General features: G+C 66.2%; 11 protein-coding genes. 3 read left to right on the top strand and 8 right to left on the bottom strand.

Annotated elements, in window-relative coordinates; all coding sequences use genetic code 11:
* Position 1: 1 nt before the first annotated feature.
* On the bottom strand, positions 2 to 904 hold the full coding sequence (locus DFR24_RS03185) for an N-acyl homoserine lactonase family protein (RefSeq protein WP_162851007.1): 903 nt from the start codon (positions 902 to 904) through the stop codon (positions 2 to 4).
* Positions 905 to 1274: 370 nt separating this feature from the next.
* Here DFR24_RS03185 and DFR24_RS03180 point away from each other — a divergent pair, with 370 nt between their 5' ends.
* Positions 1275 to 2216, top strand: coding sequence for a fatty acid desaturase family protein (locus tag DFR24_RS03180; protein ID WP_162851006.1), 942 nt, complete (start codon positions 1275 to 1277; stop codon positions 2214 to 2216).
* A 47-nt stretch (positions 2217 to 2263) separates the two neighbouring features.
* The gene (locus DFR24_RS03175) at positions 2264 to 3061 is read left to right on the top strand and encodes a class I SAM-dependent methyltransferase (protein WP_133879891.1); all 798 of its coding nucleotides are present in this window, start codon (positions 2264 to 2266) and stop codon (positions 3059 to 3061) included.
* A gap of 66 nt (positions 3062 to 3127) precedes the next feature.
* On the opposite strand, the gene DFR24_RS03170 is transcribed toward DFR24_RS03175, so the two are convergent.
* The 3 genes from DFR24_RS03170 to DFR24_RS03160 all read right to left on the bottom strand — a co-directional run bounded on the left by DFR24_RS03170 (position 3128) and on the right by DFR24_RS03160 (position 6626).
* The gene (locus DFR24_RS03170) at positions 3128 to 3517 is read right to left on the bottom strand and encodes a c-type cytochrome (protein WP_133879890.1); all 390 of its coding nucleotides are present in this window, start codon (positions 3515 to 3517) and stop codon (positions 3128 to 3130) included.
* Between the two features lie 39 nt (positions 3518 to 3556).
* Positions 3557 to 5380: a virginiamycin B lyase family protein gene (locus DFR24_RS03165; RefSeq protein ID WP_133879889.1), complete on the bottom strand. Its 1824-nt coding sequence runs from the start codon at positions 5378 to 5380 to the stop codon at positions 3557 to 3559.
* Positions 5381 to 5549: 169 nt separating this feature from the next.
* Positions 5550 to 6626, bottom strand: coding sequence for an AraC family transcriptional regulator (locus tag DFR24_RS03160; protein ID WP_133879888.1), 1077 nt, complete (start codon positions 6624 to 6626; stop codon positions 5550 to 5552).
* A 72-nt stretch (positions 6627 to 6698) separates the two neighbouring features.
* Here DFR24_RS03160 and DFR24_RS03155 point away from each other — a divergent pair, with 72 nt between their 5' ends.
* A complete protein-coding gene (locus DFR24_RS03155) occupies positions 6699 to 7874 on the top strand; it encodes an alkane 1-monooxygenase (RefSeq protein WP_133879887.1) in 1176 nt (391 codons plus the stop codon).
* An 88-nt stretch (positions 7875 to 7962) separates the two neighbouring features.
* Here the strand turns inward: DFR24_RS03155 and DFR24_RS03150 are convergent, their stop codons facing one another.
* The 4 genes from DFR24_RS03150 to DFR24_RS03135 form a co-directional block, all read right to left on the bottom strand.
* Positions 7963 to 10488 carry a CaiB/BaiF CoA transferase family protein gene (locus tag DFR24_RS03150; protein WP_133879886.1) on the bottom strand — a complete coding sequence of 842 codons (2526 nt, stop codon included), beginning with the start codon at positions 10486 to 10488 and terminating at the stop codon, positions 7963 to 7965.
* Between the two features lie 222 nt (positions 10489 to 10710).
* Positions 10711 to 11814, bottom strand: a complete 1104-nt coding sequence (locus DFR24_RS03145; protein ID WP_133879885.1) for an amidohydrolase family protein — start codon at positions 11812 to 11814, stop codon at positions 10711 to 10713.
* A 168-nt stretch (positions 11815 to 11982) separates the two neighbouring features.
* Complete coding sequence (gene chrA, locus DFR24_RS03140) at positions 11983 to 13290, bottom strand: chromate efflux transporter (RefSeq protein WP_133879884.1); 1308 nt, start codon at positions 13288 to 13290, stop codon at positions 11983 to 11985.
* 96 nt (positions 13291 to 13386) lie between these two features.
* Positions 13387 to 14622, bottom strand: a complete 1236-nt coding sequence (locus DFR24_RS03135; RefSeq protein WP_133879883.1) for an NAD(P)/FAD-dependent oxidoreductase — start codon at positions 14620 to 14622, stop codon at positions 13387 to 13389.
* Positions 14623 to 14720 lie beyond the last annotated feature (98 nt).

Here is a 14720-nt window from a genome sequence, read left to right as displayed (position 1 = left end):
CTCAATCCAGGTAGGCCGGGAATTTGGGCAGCTTCGCGAAGTGCTCCGGCGAATGCTGCACGACGAGTCGCGCCTTCTTGTTGCGGACGATCGAATCCACGCGATCGAATGAAGCCACCGTTTCGGCGCGGCTGGTGTTGAACGACGGCACGCGGTGCTTCTCGAGATTGTGAAGCGTGTGGTACAGGTCGCCGGACAGGATCACCGGGCCCGCCTTCTTGAGCTGAAGCATCAGCACCGCGCTGCCCGGCGTGTGACCCGGCGAGGACAGAATGCGGACCGAGCCGTCACCGAACACATCGCGATCGCCGACGAACATCTCGGATTTCACGGTCTTGGCGGCCGCCAGGTTTTCAGCGCTCACGCCGAACGGCGCCGGGTCGCTCAAGGCCCACGCCAGCTCGCCGCGATTCATCAGCCAGGTCGTCGAGGCCGTGAACATCCCTGCGTTGCCGGTGTGATCGAAGTGCATGTGCGAGAACGCCAGATACGTCACGTCGGTGGGCGCCAGTCCCATCGTCTTGAGCTGGCTGGCCAACGTGGTCTTCACGCTGAGATGGAAAACACCGTGATCGACGCCGCCCTTCTGCTCCGCCAGTCCGTCGTTCAGGCCGGCATCCCAGACCAGGATGCCCTTGGGATGGGCGATGACGAAGCACGGGACGACGAAATTCTTCACCTGCCCGTCCTGATCGCCGATGTCGGAGAAGCCGGCCATGTCGCCGACCTTGATCGCGCCGCAATCGAGCGCGTACAGCCGGGGACTTGTCACCGCGAGCGGCCCGGAAGCCGCCGGGGCCGCGGCGGGCACGGCGGCAGCGGGGGTGGCGTCGGCGGCGATAGCCGTCATCGAGCACAGCGCCACGCCCAGCACCGCCAAAAATTTGAATCCCTGACGCTTCATGAGCTTTTCTCCCTTCGTTCGTATGGATCGCGGGGCCCGCCGTCGTCGTTCGCAAGGACGCCGGTGGAGCCTGACCCATCCTGGGCTGCGATCGAACCCGATGTCCATGCGGGCAGCCCCGTGTGCCCCACTTCCGTGCGGTGCTGATCCATCGGCAGACGGCGAGGCCGCGATCGCCGCTCCGGTCTGAAGCACGACTTCGAACCCGAGCTGCGGGACAGGCTCGAAATCGGCGCTGAAAGCTCTTTGAAAGGAACGGGCACGGAACCTGTATATTGCAGAGACGCGGACGCTTGTCTGCATTTTGCCGACACGTCCTATGTCCACACCGCCGCGTCCACACCTCTCCCGCGAGGAGCTTCAGCAGTTCATGAGGCTCCGGCCGCTCGTGAGCGTGGTGAAGTTCACGTGGTTCGTCTGCCTGATGGTCCTGCTGACCTGGCTGGCCTGGCACAGCGAGTCGCTCTATGTGGACTGGCCGATCTACGTGGCGCTGGGCTACCTGTGGATGAGCGTGGTCACGTTCATGCACGACGCCACCCACGATTCGCTGTTCCCGCGCCGCTGGCAGAACCAGGTCTTCGGGACGGTCGCGATGCTGCCCCTGATGGTGTCGTTCATCGCGTTCAAGGAAGACCATCTCCAGCACCACCGGCACAACCGCTCGCCGAAGGACCCCGACGCCTTCACGATGGGCCAGCGCGGGATCGCCGACTTCGCGGTGTTCTACCTGTACTTCTTCATCGGCGGCCTGCTCACGGCCCTCCACTTCACGCTGATCTACCCGATCAAGGCGTTCGGCCTGCGCCAGTGGGCGATCCACCTGTTCGAGAACGGGCTCAAGGCCGCCCTCTACATCAGCCTGATCTTCTGGGCCCGTTCGCACGACGTGCTCGGCGAGTTCCTGGCGGTGTGGCTGTTCCCGCTGCTGTTCTTCTCGCTGTTCAACTCGTTCCGGTTCATCGCCGAGCATTACGAGACGCCGTGGAATCGCGGCAACCTGATGGGCACGCGCACGATCACGTCCAACCGCCTGCACAGCTACTTCTGGAACAACATCAACTGGCACATCGGGCATCACGTCTACCCGCGCGTGCCCTGGTACAACCTCGTCGACCTGCATCGCCGGCTCGAACCCGAGATCGAGGCGCTGGGCGCGGTCGTCGACAAGAGCTACACGCAGGTGTGCTGGAACGCCTTCGTGAAGGGACCCGAATCGGAAGCACGGCTGGCGCTGGTGCATCCGCCGGTCGGCACGGTCCGCATCCCGCAACCCGAACCGATGATTCAGGCGATCCCGCTCAAGGCGTAGGCTGTACCCACGCGCACCGGTTTCCAGCCGCGCGGAGGAGCCTGCACATGAGCACCGATCCATTCGCCCCGCTCAAGGCCGCGCAGCGAGAGGGCTGGGGCCTGTTCTCGCCGCTGGCGGCTTTCACGACACCGGCCGCGGCCATGCTCGTGGATTTCGCGGACGTGAAATCCGGACAGGAGGTGCTCGACGTCGCCTGCGGCACGGGGGTGGTGGCGATCACGGCGGCGAGAACGGGAGCGCGGGTGCGAGGCCTGGACCTGTCGCCCGCACTGCTGGTGGACGCCCGGCGCAACGCGGCGCTCATCGAAGCCGACATCGACTTCGTCGAGGGCGACGCCGAAGCCCTGCCCTATCCCGACGCCTGCTTCGACGTCGTGCTCAGCCAGTTCGGTCACATGTTCGCGCCGCGGCCCGAGGTCGTGACGCGCGAGATGCTGCGCGTGCTCAGGCCGGGCGGACGCATCGCCTTCTCGACCTGGCCGCCGGAGCTCGCGATCGGCCGGCTATTCGATCTCGTCGGTTCCTACCTGCCGCCTCCGGCCGGCGTGCCGCCGTCGACCGCCTGGGGCAACGTGGAGACCGTGCGCGAGCGGCTCGGCGATGCCGTCACCGGAATCGAGTTCGGCCGCGAAGAGATGACGATCCCGGCGCTGAGCGTGCGGCACTACCGCACCAACATGGAACTCACCGCGGCGCCGTTCGTGAAGCTCGCGCAGGTCCTGGCCGACCAACCGGCCAAGCTCGCGGAGTTTCGCGCGAAGGTCGAGGCCATCGTTTCGCAGTACTACCGCGGCAACCGCGTACACCAGTCGTTCCTGATGACGCGCGCGATCAAGAAATAGAAAGCAGCCCGCGTGAAACCCGGGGTTCTCTTTGAATATCCAGCGCCGTCCCGGGCTTCGCCCGGGCTACTGCGGAGCCGGCGGCTTGAGGCTCAGGATCCAGCGGCTGATCGACTCGGCTTCCACCTGCGAGATCGTCGGATTGCTGATCATTGGAACCATGCCCCACGCGCCCGTACCGCCATAGCGGATCTTGGTCGCGAGCTTTTCGACCAGGCCCACGGCGTCGGTCGCGTACTCGCCGGAGTACCGCATGGCGATCACCTGGTAGGACGGGCCGATGCGCTGCTCTTCCGCACCGTGGCAGGCGTTGCAGCCCCGCGCGTTGAACAGCTTCTTGGCCTGCGCCGCATCGAGTTCAGCCTCCGCATGCGCGGCGAAGGAGAACGAAAAGGCGGCCAGCAGCGTGGCTGCGGCCAAGCCGTGAAATGGGGATCGGGTGATGAGCGTCGTCATATCGAATTCCTGTTCTGGGTCTTCTGTTCGAGCGGACGGTCAATCGCCCGGATCGATCACGACGCCCATCGAAGGGCCTGAGCCTTCGGGGTAGTTGCCGTACGACGCGATCAGCTTGCCGGTCTTGCCGTCGACCGCGATCTGCCGCAGATAGGCCAGCGGGCGCGGCAGCGGGAAGACCTGGCTCGCACCGGTCTTCGGATCCAGGCGATAGACCACGTCGCTGTTCGCATTGGCCACCCAGATCGTCTTGCGACGCTCGTCCCAGCTCACCGCGTACGGGGCGGAGGCGCGGTCTGGAAGATCGAAGGTCGCCGTCACCTTGGCGGTCGCCATGTCGATCCTCGCAACCTGTCCGCTGCCGAACAGCGCGACCCACAGGTTGCCCTGGTTGTCGCGGGTCATGCGCCGCGGCCCCACGCCCGCGGGGAACGGAACGACATGGTCGATCTTGTGGGTCTTGGTGTTGATGCAGCCGACGTTGCCATTGAGCTGCGAGTACCAGGCGCACTTGCCGTCGGCCGGCAGCACCGTCCCATAGATCAGGTGATTGATGGCGCTCAGGCCTTCGACCTTGTTGGTGTCGTAGAACGCGACCTCGCCGGTGTCCGGATTGAGGGATCCCATCTGGTTGGATCCCACCAGTGTCACCCAGAGGTTGCCGTACTTGTCCCGCGCCATGTGCCCTTTCGAATCGATCGAGAAGTCGTGGACGATGGCGCCGCCGGCCATGGCCGCGGTGTCCGGCAGGTTGGTGGGGCGCAGCGTCCACAGCTTCCACTTCTCGGTCTTGGGATCGAAGCGCCCGAACTGGTCGTTGTCGATCATCGACACCCACAGGTTGCCGTCGTCGTCGGGCGCGATCGTGTGCGGCCCGGTGGATCCCTTGAAGTCCGGTGCGAACCACTTGGTCTCGCCGTTGGACGGATCCAGGCGCACGACGAAGTTGCGCCGCACATCCGCACCCCAGTAATACGGCGATCCCGGAGCCGGGACCATTTCGCGCACCAGCGCATCCTTCGGAAACGAGAACTCGCGGATCACGGTCTTGTCGGTGACGCCCAGCGGCGCGCCGTAGCTGTAATCGTCACGCGACAGATACACGGTCTGCTTCGGGAAATGATCCGCCAGGTACTTCGCGATCACTTCACCCTGGGGGCCGTTGAAGAAGTTGTAGTCGGCGTTCTGCGCCGTCGCCCAGTCGATGGCGTCGAGATTCACCGGGCTTTCCAGCGGAAAGACCGAGTAGTGCTTCGAGCGCATGTACTTGACGACGGTGCGCCAGGCCTCGTGGCGAACGATCTTGCGCCACTCCTCCACCGCCTTCTTGTCGCCGCCCGGACCATTGCTGACCGCTTCGATCTTGGCCGCGTATTCGCGCGCACGCGGGCTGGCCATCTGGTGGCAGCTCGAGCAGCTCGTGATCGTGAGGTTGCGCTCGTCGCCCGCCGGCATGCCGGCGAACCAGGCCGACGCCGGAACCTCGGCGGCGATGTTGTCGCTGGACTGCAGGTAGATCGCCGCCGTCGGCGCCTCGCCCGCCTTGCGCGACTTCATCTGAGGCACGCCGTCCGCGGGCTCGACCTGGTGAAAGCCGGGCTTGCTCGCACGCAGCCTGAGCTTGCCCGCGTCGGGCAGGCTGTCGCTCGAGATGCGGTAGCTGCCGTCGGCGCCGCTGAACACCGTGATCGCCGCGGGCCCGCGGTAGCCGTCGGGGAAGGACAGCGTGACCATCGCCTGGGCGATCCCCCGGCCGTCACCGACGCTCACCACGCGACCCGAGAACTCGGCGCCATGAACGGCGCAGGTCATCAGCAGGCCGAAGGCCAGCAGGCAGCGTCGCAAGAGATCGGTGGGGCGCATTGGCGTTCCTCCCTAGGTTCTGGTTTTTTGGATCGTCCACGATAGACAGGCCGGCCGCGCGCGGGAATCACTTGAACGAGGCGGCGCGGCCCTCCGATCGAGCAACGTAGCCCGGACGCAGTCCGGGGTCGCGCTCCGTATTCGAGGGGGATCCCGGACTGCGTCCGGGCTACGGGATCGACGAAGAGAGCTCCGCGCCCGTGACGAACGCGCTCGGCGACATCCCCGCCTCCCGGCGGAACGCACGCGTGAAATTCGCCACGTCGGTGTACCCGAGCTGATAGGCGATCTGCGTGATGCTCAGTCGGCCGCCACGCAACAGCTCGCAGGCGCGCTCGTAGCGCGCGCGCCGGCCCAGATCGCGGAAGCTGCTCTGTTCATCGGCCAGGCGGCGTTCGAGCGTGCGCGCGGACAGATTGAGGATCTGCGCCAGTTCTTCGAGCTTGGGCTGGCCGTCGGCAGCCTCGCGCAACATCATCTGCACCCAGTCCGACAAGCGCGCGCCCTGCGTGATCTGGCTCAGCAGGGCATCGCAGCGACTGCGGGCCAGGCGCAGCGCGTTGTCGTCCGCCATCGCCAGCGGCCGCATGACGACGTCGCGCTCGAGCACGATGCGCGCGCCCGGAAGATTCTGCTGGCCGAAATGCACCACCGCGGCGCCGAGTTCGCGGTAGCGCGCGACGTGCGCGGGCGCCTCGAACGACAGGTAGATGTTGCAGGCCGGCAGATCCCCCGACAGCAGGCTGCGCACGTGCTCGTAGAACGCCACGGCGATCGCCTCGAGATGCACCTCGCGCACCCGTGCGCTGAGCGCCAGCTGCGGCAGCACCAGCGCCTCGGCGATCTTGTCGTCGCAGCGGTAACGCAGCGTGTAGGTCGGCGTGATCAGGCTGAAATAGCGCGAGACCAGCTTGAGGGCCTGGTCCACCGTGGGGCTGCTCAACATGCCGTAGCCCAGGATGTCGTGAGAACTGAGCTTGAGCAGGCGTCCCAATTCGAAACCCAGGTCGGTGCGCCCCGAGCGCTCGGTGGCCAGCACCACGAGCCGGTCGACCTGCTCGGGCCGGAAGCGGCCATCCGGCGAGGCCAGCGTGGCCGGGTCGATCTGGGCGTCCCGCAGCAAGGCCGGAACGTCGACGCCCCACTGCACCAGCCGCGTCAGCAGCAGGGCGTAGTAGCGGGCCGGCAGATAGGGGGACGCGGTCGACATGGCGGAATAGGACAACACATCGACGGAAAATGACAAGGGGCGTCGGCTCCGCGCGTCCACTATCTGTCCATCGAACCTGCCTTGCGCACGGCGAACTGGAGAGCACACATGACGACCGCGACCCTCGATACACCAAACTGGACCGACAGCAAGAAGCCGCTGTGGATGCTGGGGCTGCTCGCGCCCAGCCTGCCCTTCATCTTCTTCGGACTGACCCAGCTCACCGGCTTCGGCTGGCTGTGGTGGCTCGGCCCGGTCGTGTTCTACGGCGTCATCCCGGTGTTCGACGCACTGATCGGCGACGACACCAGCAACCCGCCGGAGGCTATCGTCGCGCAGCTCGAGTCGCGCCCGTACTACCGCTGGATCGTCTACGCGTACATCCCGCTGCAGTGGGCCGCGACGGTGCTGGGCGCTTGGGTCGCGGTCAGCGGTACGCTGGCCTGGTGGGAAATCGCGGGTCTCGTGACGACCATCGGCATCATCAACGGCGTCGGCATCAACACCGCGCACGAGCTGGGGCACAAGAAGGAAGCGCTCGAGCGCTGGCTGGCGAAGCTGACGCTCGCGCCGGTCGCGTACGGACATTTCTTCGTCGAGCACAACCGCGGCCACCACGTGCGCGCCGCCACGCCGGAAGACGCTGCCAGCTCCCGCATGGGCGAGACCTTCTGGGCCTTCCTGCCGCGCACCGTGATGGGCAGCCTGCGTTCGGCCTGGGAACTGGAAGCGCAGCGCCTGGAACGCGACGGCAAGTCCGTCTGGCACTGGAGCAATCACAACCTGCAGGCCTGGAGCATGACGGTGCTGCTGTTCGGCGCGCTGACGGTCTGGCTCGGCTGGGCGGTGCTGCCGTTCCTGATTGCGCAGGCCCTGTTCGGACTGGCGCTGCTGGAAGTCGTGAACTACCTCGAGCACTACGGCCTGCTGCGGCAGAAGACGGCGGACGGACGCTACGAGCGCGTGCAGCCCACGCATTCCTGGAACAGCAACAACACCGTCACCAACCTGCTGCTGTACCAGCTCCAGCGTCACTCGGATCACCACGCCAACCCGACGCGCCGCTACCAGTCGCTGCGCCATTTCGACGAGAGCCCGCAGCTGCCGTCCGGCTACGCCACGCTGATCCCGATCGCCTACTTCCCGTTCCTGTGGTTCTGGCTGATGGACAAGCGCGTCGTCGCCCACTATCGCGGGGATCTGCGGCTCGCCAACCTGCACCCGTCGAAGCGCGAGGCGCTGCTGAAGCGCTATCCGCCGCCGGCCGACGCTGTCGCAAGCTGAGGCACTCGAAGTAGCCCGGACGAAGTCCGGGGTCTCGCTTTGCAGAACGTAACCCCGGACTTCGTCCGGGCTACGCTGGCCCCACCAACTACTTCTTCGCTTCCTTTTCCAGCAGGCTCGCCATGCCGGGCTTGGGCGCCCCGGCCTGCGCCGCCGCAGGTCGCGGCGGCATGCGCGGCATGCCGGCGAAACCGATCGCCATCTGCTCTTCCATCGTCTTGATCTGTTCCTCGTCGTAACCCAGGCCGCCCAGGATCTCCTTGGTGTGCTCACCGACCAGCAGCGGGCGTCCCTGGATCACGCCGGGGGTATCGGAGAGATCGAACAGCAGGCCGATCTGGTCGAGCTTGCCGACGACCGGGTGCGGATAGGACACGGTCCAGCGACGCTGCGAGAACTCGGCGTCATCGTGCAGGCGACGCGAGAATTCCGGATCGACGATCTCGACCGGTACCTTGGCCGCATCGAGCTTCTCGAATGCCGCGCTGACGCTCAGCGGATGGATGGCGTCGCCAATGAGCCGTGCCTGCGCTGCGTCGTCCTGCTTGCGCAGATCGGCCGACAAACCGAGTACACCGATCAGCGCGCTCCAGTGCGCATCGGTGCTCAGCGCCACGCAGATCCATCCGTCGGCGGTTTCGTACAGCCGATGCCCCGCGGAGAAGCCGAGCTGCATGCCGTCGATGCGCGGACGCGCGAAGCCGCTGCCATCGGGCTTGGCCACGGCATAGCTGGTGTTGAGCAGCGCGGCGTTGATGATCGAGGTATCGACGAACTGGCCTTCGCCGGTGCGGTCGCGGTGATAGATCGCGTTGCAGATCGCCGTCGCGGACAGGAAGCCGTTGCCGGTATCGCCGAAGCTGGTGAAGCTCCACATCGGGTGGCCGCCCTCGCCTCGTCCCATGCCGCCATCCTCGAACTGGATGCCGGACAGGCAGGCGCCGGTCTGGTCGTTGCCGGGCAGGCCCGCACGCACGCCGCGCTCGAAGCCGCGCGAGTGCGCGTAGATCAGTTTCGGATTGAGCTTCTTCAGCGACTCGTAGTCGATCTTCAGTCGCTCTCCCGCGTCGTAGCGCATGTTGTGCTGCACGACGTCGGCCTTGGCGACGAGATCCAGCAGGATCTTCATCGCACGCGGATCTTTCAGGTTCAGCGTGATCGACTTCTTGCCGCGGTTGGCCATGTACGCGATGTGCACGCGATGCCAGAACAGGTCGAACAGGCCGTTGATCTTGATCACCGTCGCGCCCAGATCGCTCAGCAGCTGCGTGCCGAACGGACCGGCGATCGCCAGGCCCAGATCCAGCACGACGATGCCGTCGAGCGGCGCCTTGATCTTCTTGTCGCGGGCGGGTTTGGCGGCCTTCGCTTCGGCGATGATCTTCGCGGCCTCCGCTTTCACCTCGGCGGTGTTCGCACCCGGCTTCACTGGCGCGGCGCCGGGCTTGCCCTGCGTCAGGCTCATGTTGAACGCGTTGCCCACCGTGCGGATCGTGCCCAGTTCGGCATCGTTCACTTCGCGCACGCAGCCGTCTTCGAGGAAGGCCGGATCAGCGAGCGACTCTTCGATGCTGCGCACCGGCTGCATCGTCATCTCGGCGACGGCCGCGGCCTCGATCCAGTCCTTCACCGGGAACTTGGCGACGGCCTCGGCGAGGATCGGCTGGTAGTGCGACATCACGAGAATTTCCTCGGGGCCGGTGCCGAAGCGATCCGGATCGTTCTGCACCGTCAGGTCCGGCGACGCGTTCAACGTGTCGCCTTCCGCGGCCTGCAGGATGAAGCGCGGATTGGGCACCCAGTTGTGCAGCCACTTGCCGTCCTTGGCCTGGAAGTGGCCCTTGGACGACTTCGAATTCAGGATCCAGGTGTCGAAGCCGGCGGCGTCCACTTTCTCCGCGCGCTGCCACACACCCGCGGCGCCGGCGAAGGCGCCCTGCATCAGCGAGGTCTCGACCCACTGGCCGCGACCGGTCTGCTCGCGCGCCCGCAGCGCGGCGGCGATGCCGAGGCTCGCCGTGAAGAACGCGCCCAGGCTCGGCCACTGCGAGGCGACGAACAGCGGACCGGGACGCGGCGCGCCCTGGACCTGGTCCTGCGGAATCTCGAGATCCGGAAACGGATCCGGCAGCCCGTTCATGTGATTGAGCGCGCCCTCGGCCCAACCGCGCTGCTCGAACATCAGGCCGGTACGCGCCTGCACCAACGCATCGACCGCGGGTCGCTGGCTATGCGCGGTGTCGCGACCGTAGCCGGTGATCGAGCAGTAGACGAGGCGCGGATTCGCGGCGCTCAACGTCGCGTAGTCGATGCCGAGCTTCGCGGTTTCTCCAGGCACGGAGGACTCGACGAGGATGTCGGCCGTGCTCGCGAGCGCGAGGAAAGCCTTCTTGTCCTCGACGTGGGTCAGATCCAGGAACGCGCTGCGCTTGCCGCGCTGCCAGACCGTGTAGCCGAGCCGATGCGGGCCTTCGGTTTTTCGGGCGGGATCACCACCCGGCGGTTCGATCTTGATGACGTCGGCGCCGTTGTCGCCGAGCAGCATCGTGGCCATCGGGCCGGCGATGCCGGAGGTGAGATCGAGGACCTTGAGTCCGTCAAGTACGCCAGCCATTGCGATGCTCCTGAATAGCAAAAATATTCAACGCAAGAGCGCAAAGGGAAAAGAAAGGACGCAAAGAAAAACTCTAGAGGTGAAGAGAACGGTGCCCGAACATCTCGAATCTGCTCTCAATCCTCGACTTTTTCTTCGCTCCATCAATCTTTTCTTTCCTTTGTGCCCTTTCTTTTCCCTTTGCGCCTTTGCGGTGAAAACCTGACTCGGGGATGAAAACCCTTAGCCCAACCCAAACGTCCGCATCGCGTTCCCCGACGTGATCTTCACGCGATCCGCCTGCGGGATGCCCGCTTCCGCGAACTGGCTGACCACCTGGCTGCGCGAGTTCGGCCAGCAGGTCGCGGGATGCGGAAAGTCGGTGGACCAGTACAGGCAGTCTGGTCCGAAGTAGTCGTAGCAGGCTTTCAGGCCCTGCGGTTCGTACATGAACGTCGCGCCGCATTGCGCCTTGAACGTCTCCGACGGCGGCCGCTTCACGCCCGGGAATTCGTAGTGCTGGTGCATGCGCGGGTCGAGCAGCGCCTGGAAGAACCACGGCAGCCAGCCCAGGCCCGGCTCGACGAACAGCACCTTCATCTTCGGATACTTCTCGAGCGTGCCGGTGAGGATCCACATGCAGATCGCTTCCGCCAGCGGCGCCCACGCAAGGCCCGTGAAGATGCCCTTCTGTGGCGTCGGATCACGGCGGAACACGTCCCAGAGTTCCTTCTTCAGGTCGAGATGGTTCAGGACCGTGAGACCCGTCTCTTCGATGATCTTCCACAGCGGCTCGTAGCGCTCGTGATAGACGTCAGGAAGGCCCAGGTCCGCCGGGAACGGCGTGAGCTGCACACAGCGAGCCTGCTTGTCGCGCGCCAGCCGCTCCACTTCCTCGACCGCGAAATCGATGTCGTACAGCGGCAACTGATACGCCGTCATCAGCCGCTTCGGATCATGCGACGCGAAGTCGGCCATCGCCTCGTTGTAGCCGCGGAAGACTTCCTTCCAGTCGTCGCCCATCAACGCGGGATTCACGATCTTGGCGCCGGCCAGTTCCGGGAAGATCACCTCGGCGAAGACGCCGTCGCGATCCATCGCCGCGAGCTTTCCTTCCGGCGTGAAGTGGCCCGGATCGCGCGCGGCTTCGGGATCGACGAAGTCCTCGAGCTCGAGCTGCTTCTGTCCACCGCGCAACACTTTCGCGGCATGGACCTCGGCCTTCGCATTGGCCTCGTCCCACACCGCGTGCATCGGCTTGCGCAGGCGCGCCTTCACCCACTCGTCGGTGAAATGCACGTGCGAGTCCACCGACACCAGGCGTTCCTCGGCCAGCGCTGCACCCATCGATCCTCACTCCTGGTTATGCGTCCGCTCCCTTGTGCAGGGCGGACGTCCGGACAGATCGCAGACTAGACAGCGGGGAACAGCACTACATGCTGCAAATGGGTGAGTCGTGCGGATGGCGGCCCCCGTAGCCCGGACGAAGTCCGGGATGGTCACTCCGATCGAGGATCAACCCAGGAGCCGATACGCCGCGCCCACCGCCGCGCTGAGCACGATCAGCGGAATCATTCCGAGCCAGTTGCGCCACAGCGCGACCCAGCCGACGACGGCGATCGCCATCGCCACGACATCGACACCCGGCTGCGGCCAGAACACGTGCGCCGCGAAGAACAGCGCGAGCGACAAGATCGCGCCGACGACCGCCGCGGTGATCGCGCTCATCGGACCCGCGAGCCGGAAACTTCCGCGCGTGCGCTCGACCCAGGGGGCGCCGGCGAAGATGAAGATGAAGGACGGCAGGAACGTGAAGAAGCTGGCGACGCAGGCGCCCATCAGCCCTGCCGCGAGCGGTTCGGCGGGCATGCCGTTCCAGCCGCCCATGAAGCCCACGAAGGCGACCACCATGATCAGCGGCCCCGGCGTCGTCTCGCCGAGCGCCAGGCCGTCCATCATCTGCGTCGCACTCAGCCAGCCATGGCCCACGACCGCGCCCTGGAACACGTAGGGCATCACGGCGTAGGCACCGCCGAAGGTCACCAGCGCCGCCTTGCCGAAGAACAGGCCCATCGCGTTGAACAGCGAGTCGAAGCCGTACAGCGCGGCGAGCGACGCGTACACGGTGCCGGCCAGCAGCACGCCGAACAGCAGGATCACGACGAGCCGCGACGACGAGTAAGCCACGTGCGGGGGTGTCGGCGTGTCGTCGTCGATCAGCGCGGGCCGATGCGCAGCCGTCGCCGCGTGCTGCGCCGCCGCGCTGCCGAGCCGCTCGCGCAACAGCCAGCCGTACAAGGCCGCTGCCACGATGACGGCGGGAAACGGGACATGCGTGTACAGCGCAACGAACGCCGCGACCGGCACCGGCCACAGCCATTTCTGTCGCAGCACCTTGGAGCCGATGCGCCACGCGGCGAACGCGATGATCGCCACCACCGCTGGCCGGATGCCGTACAGCAGGTCCGCCGCGAGCGGCGCCCCGAGATTCACGTAGGCGACGGACAAAGCGATCAGCAGGATCAGCGAGGGCAGCACGAACAGCGCGCCCGCGGCGATGCCGCCGCGCACGCCGTGCATCAGCCAGCCGATGTACGTCGCCAGCTGCTGCGCCTCGGGGCCCGGCAACAACATGCAGTAGTTCAGCGCGTGCAGGAACCGGTTTTCGGAGATCCAGCGACGCGTCTCGACGAGTTCGCGATGCATGATCGCGATCTGTCCGGCCGGCCCGCCGAAGCTGATGCAGCCGAGCTTGAACCACCAGCGCAGGGCCTCGGGGAACGAGACCGCGGCCGGTGCAGTCGGCTGAGGGGCATCGGTCATGCGCGTCCCTTCCCGTGTGACTTCCTCGTAGCCCGGGTGAAACCCGGGATTCCCCTCACATACGGAGCGCAACCCCGGGTTTCACCCGGGCTACGGTCAGGCGGCTGGTACGAGGTCCTTCATCGGAATCGTCTCGTCGGCCAGCTTCGCCGGATCGACCTTGACCTTCAGCGCCACCATCTTCTTCGCCAGCATGAATTCCTGCGGACGGCTGACGGTGTCCACGGCAATCAGGTGGCCATCCTTGAGATAGAACGCGCCGAAGCTGCGCTTGGCCGGGTCGCCGCGCAGCACGACCTGGTCGTAGCCCGTCGACATGCCGACCATCTGCAGCTTGAGGTCGTACTGGTCGGACCAGAACCAGGGCACGTTGGTGTACTTGGTGGCCTTGCCCAGCATGTTCGATGCGCCGGCGCGACCCTGCTCCATCGCGTTCTGCACCGACTCGAGGCGCACGCGGCGGCCGAGGAATTCGCTCGGATGCACCGTGCAGTCGCCGGCGGCGTGGATATCTGGATCGGCCGTGCGCGTGAACTCGTCGACGACGATGCCGTTGTCCACCTCGAGCCCGGCGTCCGCCGCCAGCTCGGTGTTGGCGATCAGGCCGATGCCGACGATCACCAGATCGCCCTCGACGTCACCACCGACCAGCTTCACGTGGATCGCGTCGCCCTGTTGTTCGAAACCGGCGAGCTGCACGCCGGTGCGCACGTCGACGCCGGCTTCGCGGTGCACCTTCTCGTAGAAGGCCGACATCTCCGGCGCTGTCACGCGCTGCAGCACGCGCGGCATGCTCTCCAGCACGGTGACCTTCAGGCCGGCCTTGGTCGCGACCGCAGCCACTTCCAGTCCGATGTAGCCACCGCCGACGATCACCAGGCGCTTGCCGGCGACGAATTGCTCGCGGATGGCGTCGACATCGGCGATGCCGCGCACGACGTGGATGTTGGGCAGGTCGGCGCCCGGAATCGTCAGCAGGCGCGGCCGGCCACCGGTGGCCAGCATCAGCTTGCCGTAAGGCAGCTTGCGGCCGTCCGACAAGGTCAGCGTCTTGCCGGCGCGGTCGATCGCGATGGCGCGCACGCCGCCGATGAACTCGATGGTGGCCTTCTCCATGGCCGCCGCCGACAGCACATACAGCGATTCCTTGGTGGCGGCGCCGGAGAGGTAGGTCTTCGACAGCGGCGGGCGCTTGTACGGCACGTGCGGCTCTTCGCCGACGATGGTGATGCGCCCCGTGTAGCCCTGGCGGCGCAGTTCGGCGGCGGTCTCGCCACCGGCCTGGCCGGCACCGACGATGACGACACTCTCGGGAGTTGCGGACTCGGTCATGGAATGAGCCGCCTCGGGGCGGCGGGGAATGCGAAAGGGGCCCGCATTCTAACGGGCCGCGGCACCGATGCCCTCGTAGCCCGGACGAAGTCCGGGGG

The sequence above is a fragment of the Panacagrimonas perspica genome (assembly GCF_004364935.1).
Classification (GTDB): Bacteria; Pseudomonadota; Gammaproteobacteria; order Nevskiales; family Nevskiaceae; genus Panacagrimonas; species Panacagrimonas perspica.
Note: the sequence above shows the minus strand (reverse complement) of the source record. Positions and strands in the feature narration are given on the sequence as shown.

Excerpts from the sequence above, each read along its gene's own strand:
- DFR24_RS03155 (WP_133879887.1), top strand. The coding sequence starts at position 6,699 with ATGACGACCGCGACCCTCGATACACCAAACTGGACCGACAGCAAGAAG.
- DFR24_RS03175 (WP_133879891.1), top strand. The coding sequence starts at position 2,264 with ATGAGCACCGATCCATTCGCCCCGCTCAAGGCCGCGCAGCGAGAGGGC.
- DFR24_RS03180 (WP_162851006.1), top strand. The coding sequence starts at position 1,275 with ATGAGGCTCCGGCCGCTCGTGAGCGTGGTGAAGTTCACGTGGTTCGTC.
- chrA (WP_133879884.1), bottom strand. The coding sequence starts at position 13,290 with ATGACCGATGCCCCTCAGCCGACTGCACCGGCCGCGGTCTCGTTCCCC.
- DFR24_RS03185 (WP_162851007.1), bottom strand. The coding sequence starts at position 904 with ATGAAGCGTCAGGGATTCAAATTTTTGGCGGTGCTGGGCGTGGCGCTG.
- DFR24_RS03165 (WP_133879889.1), bottom strand. The coding sequence starts at position 5,380 with ATGCGCCCCACCGATCTCTTGCGACGCTGCCTGCTGGCCTTCGGCCTG.
- DFR24_RS03170 (WP_133879890.1), bottom strand. The coding sequence starts at position 3,517 with ATGACGACGCTCATCACCCGATCCCCATTTCACGGCTTGGCCGCAGCC.
- DFR24_RS03135 (WP_133879883.1), bottom strand. The coding sequence starts at position 14,622 with ATGACCGAGTCCGCAACTCCCGAGAGTGTCGTCATCGTCGGTGCCGGC.
- DFR24_RS03145 (WP_133879885.1), bottom strand. The coding sequence starts at position 11,814 with ATGGGTGCAGCGCTGGCCGAGGAACGCCTGGTGTCGGTGGACTCGCAC.
- DFR24_RS03150 (WP_133879886.1), bottom strand. The coding sequence starts at position 10,488 with ATGGCTGGCGTACTTGACGGACTCAAGGTCCTCGATCTCACCTCCGGC.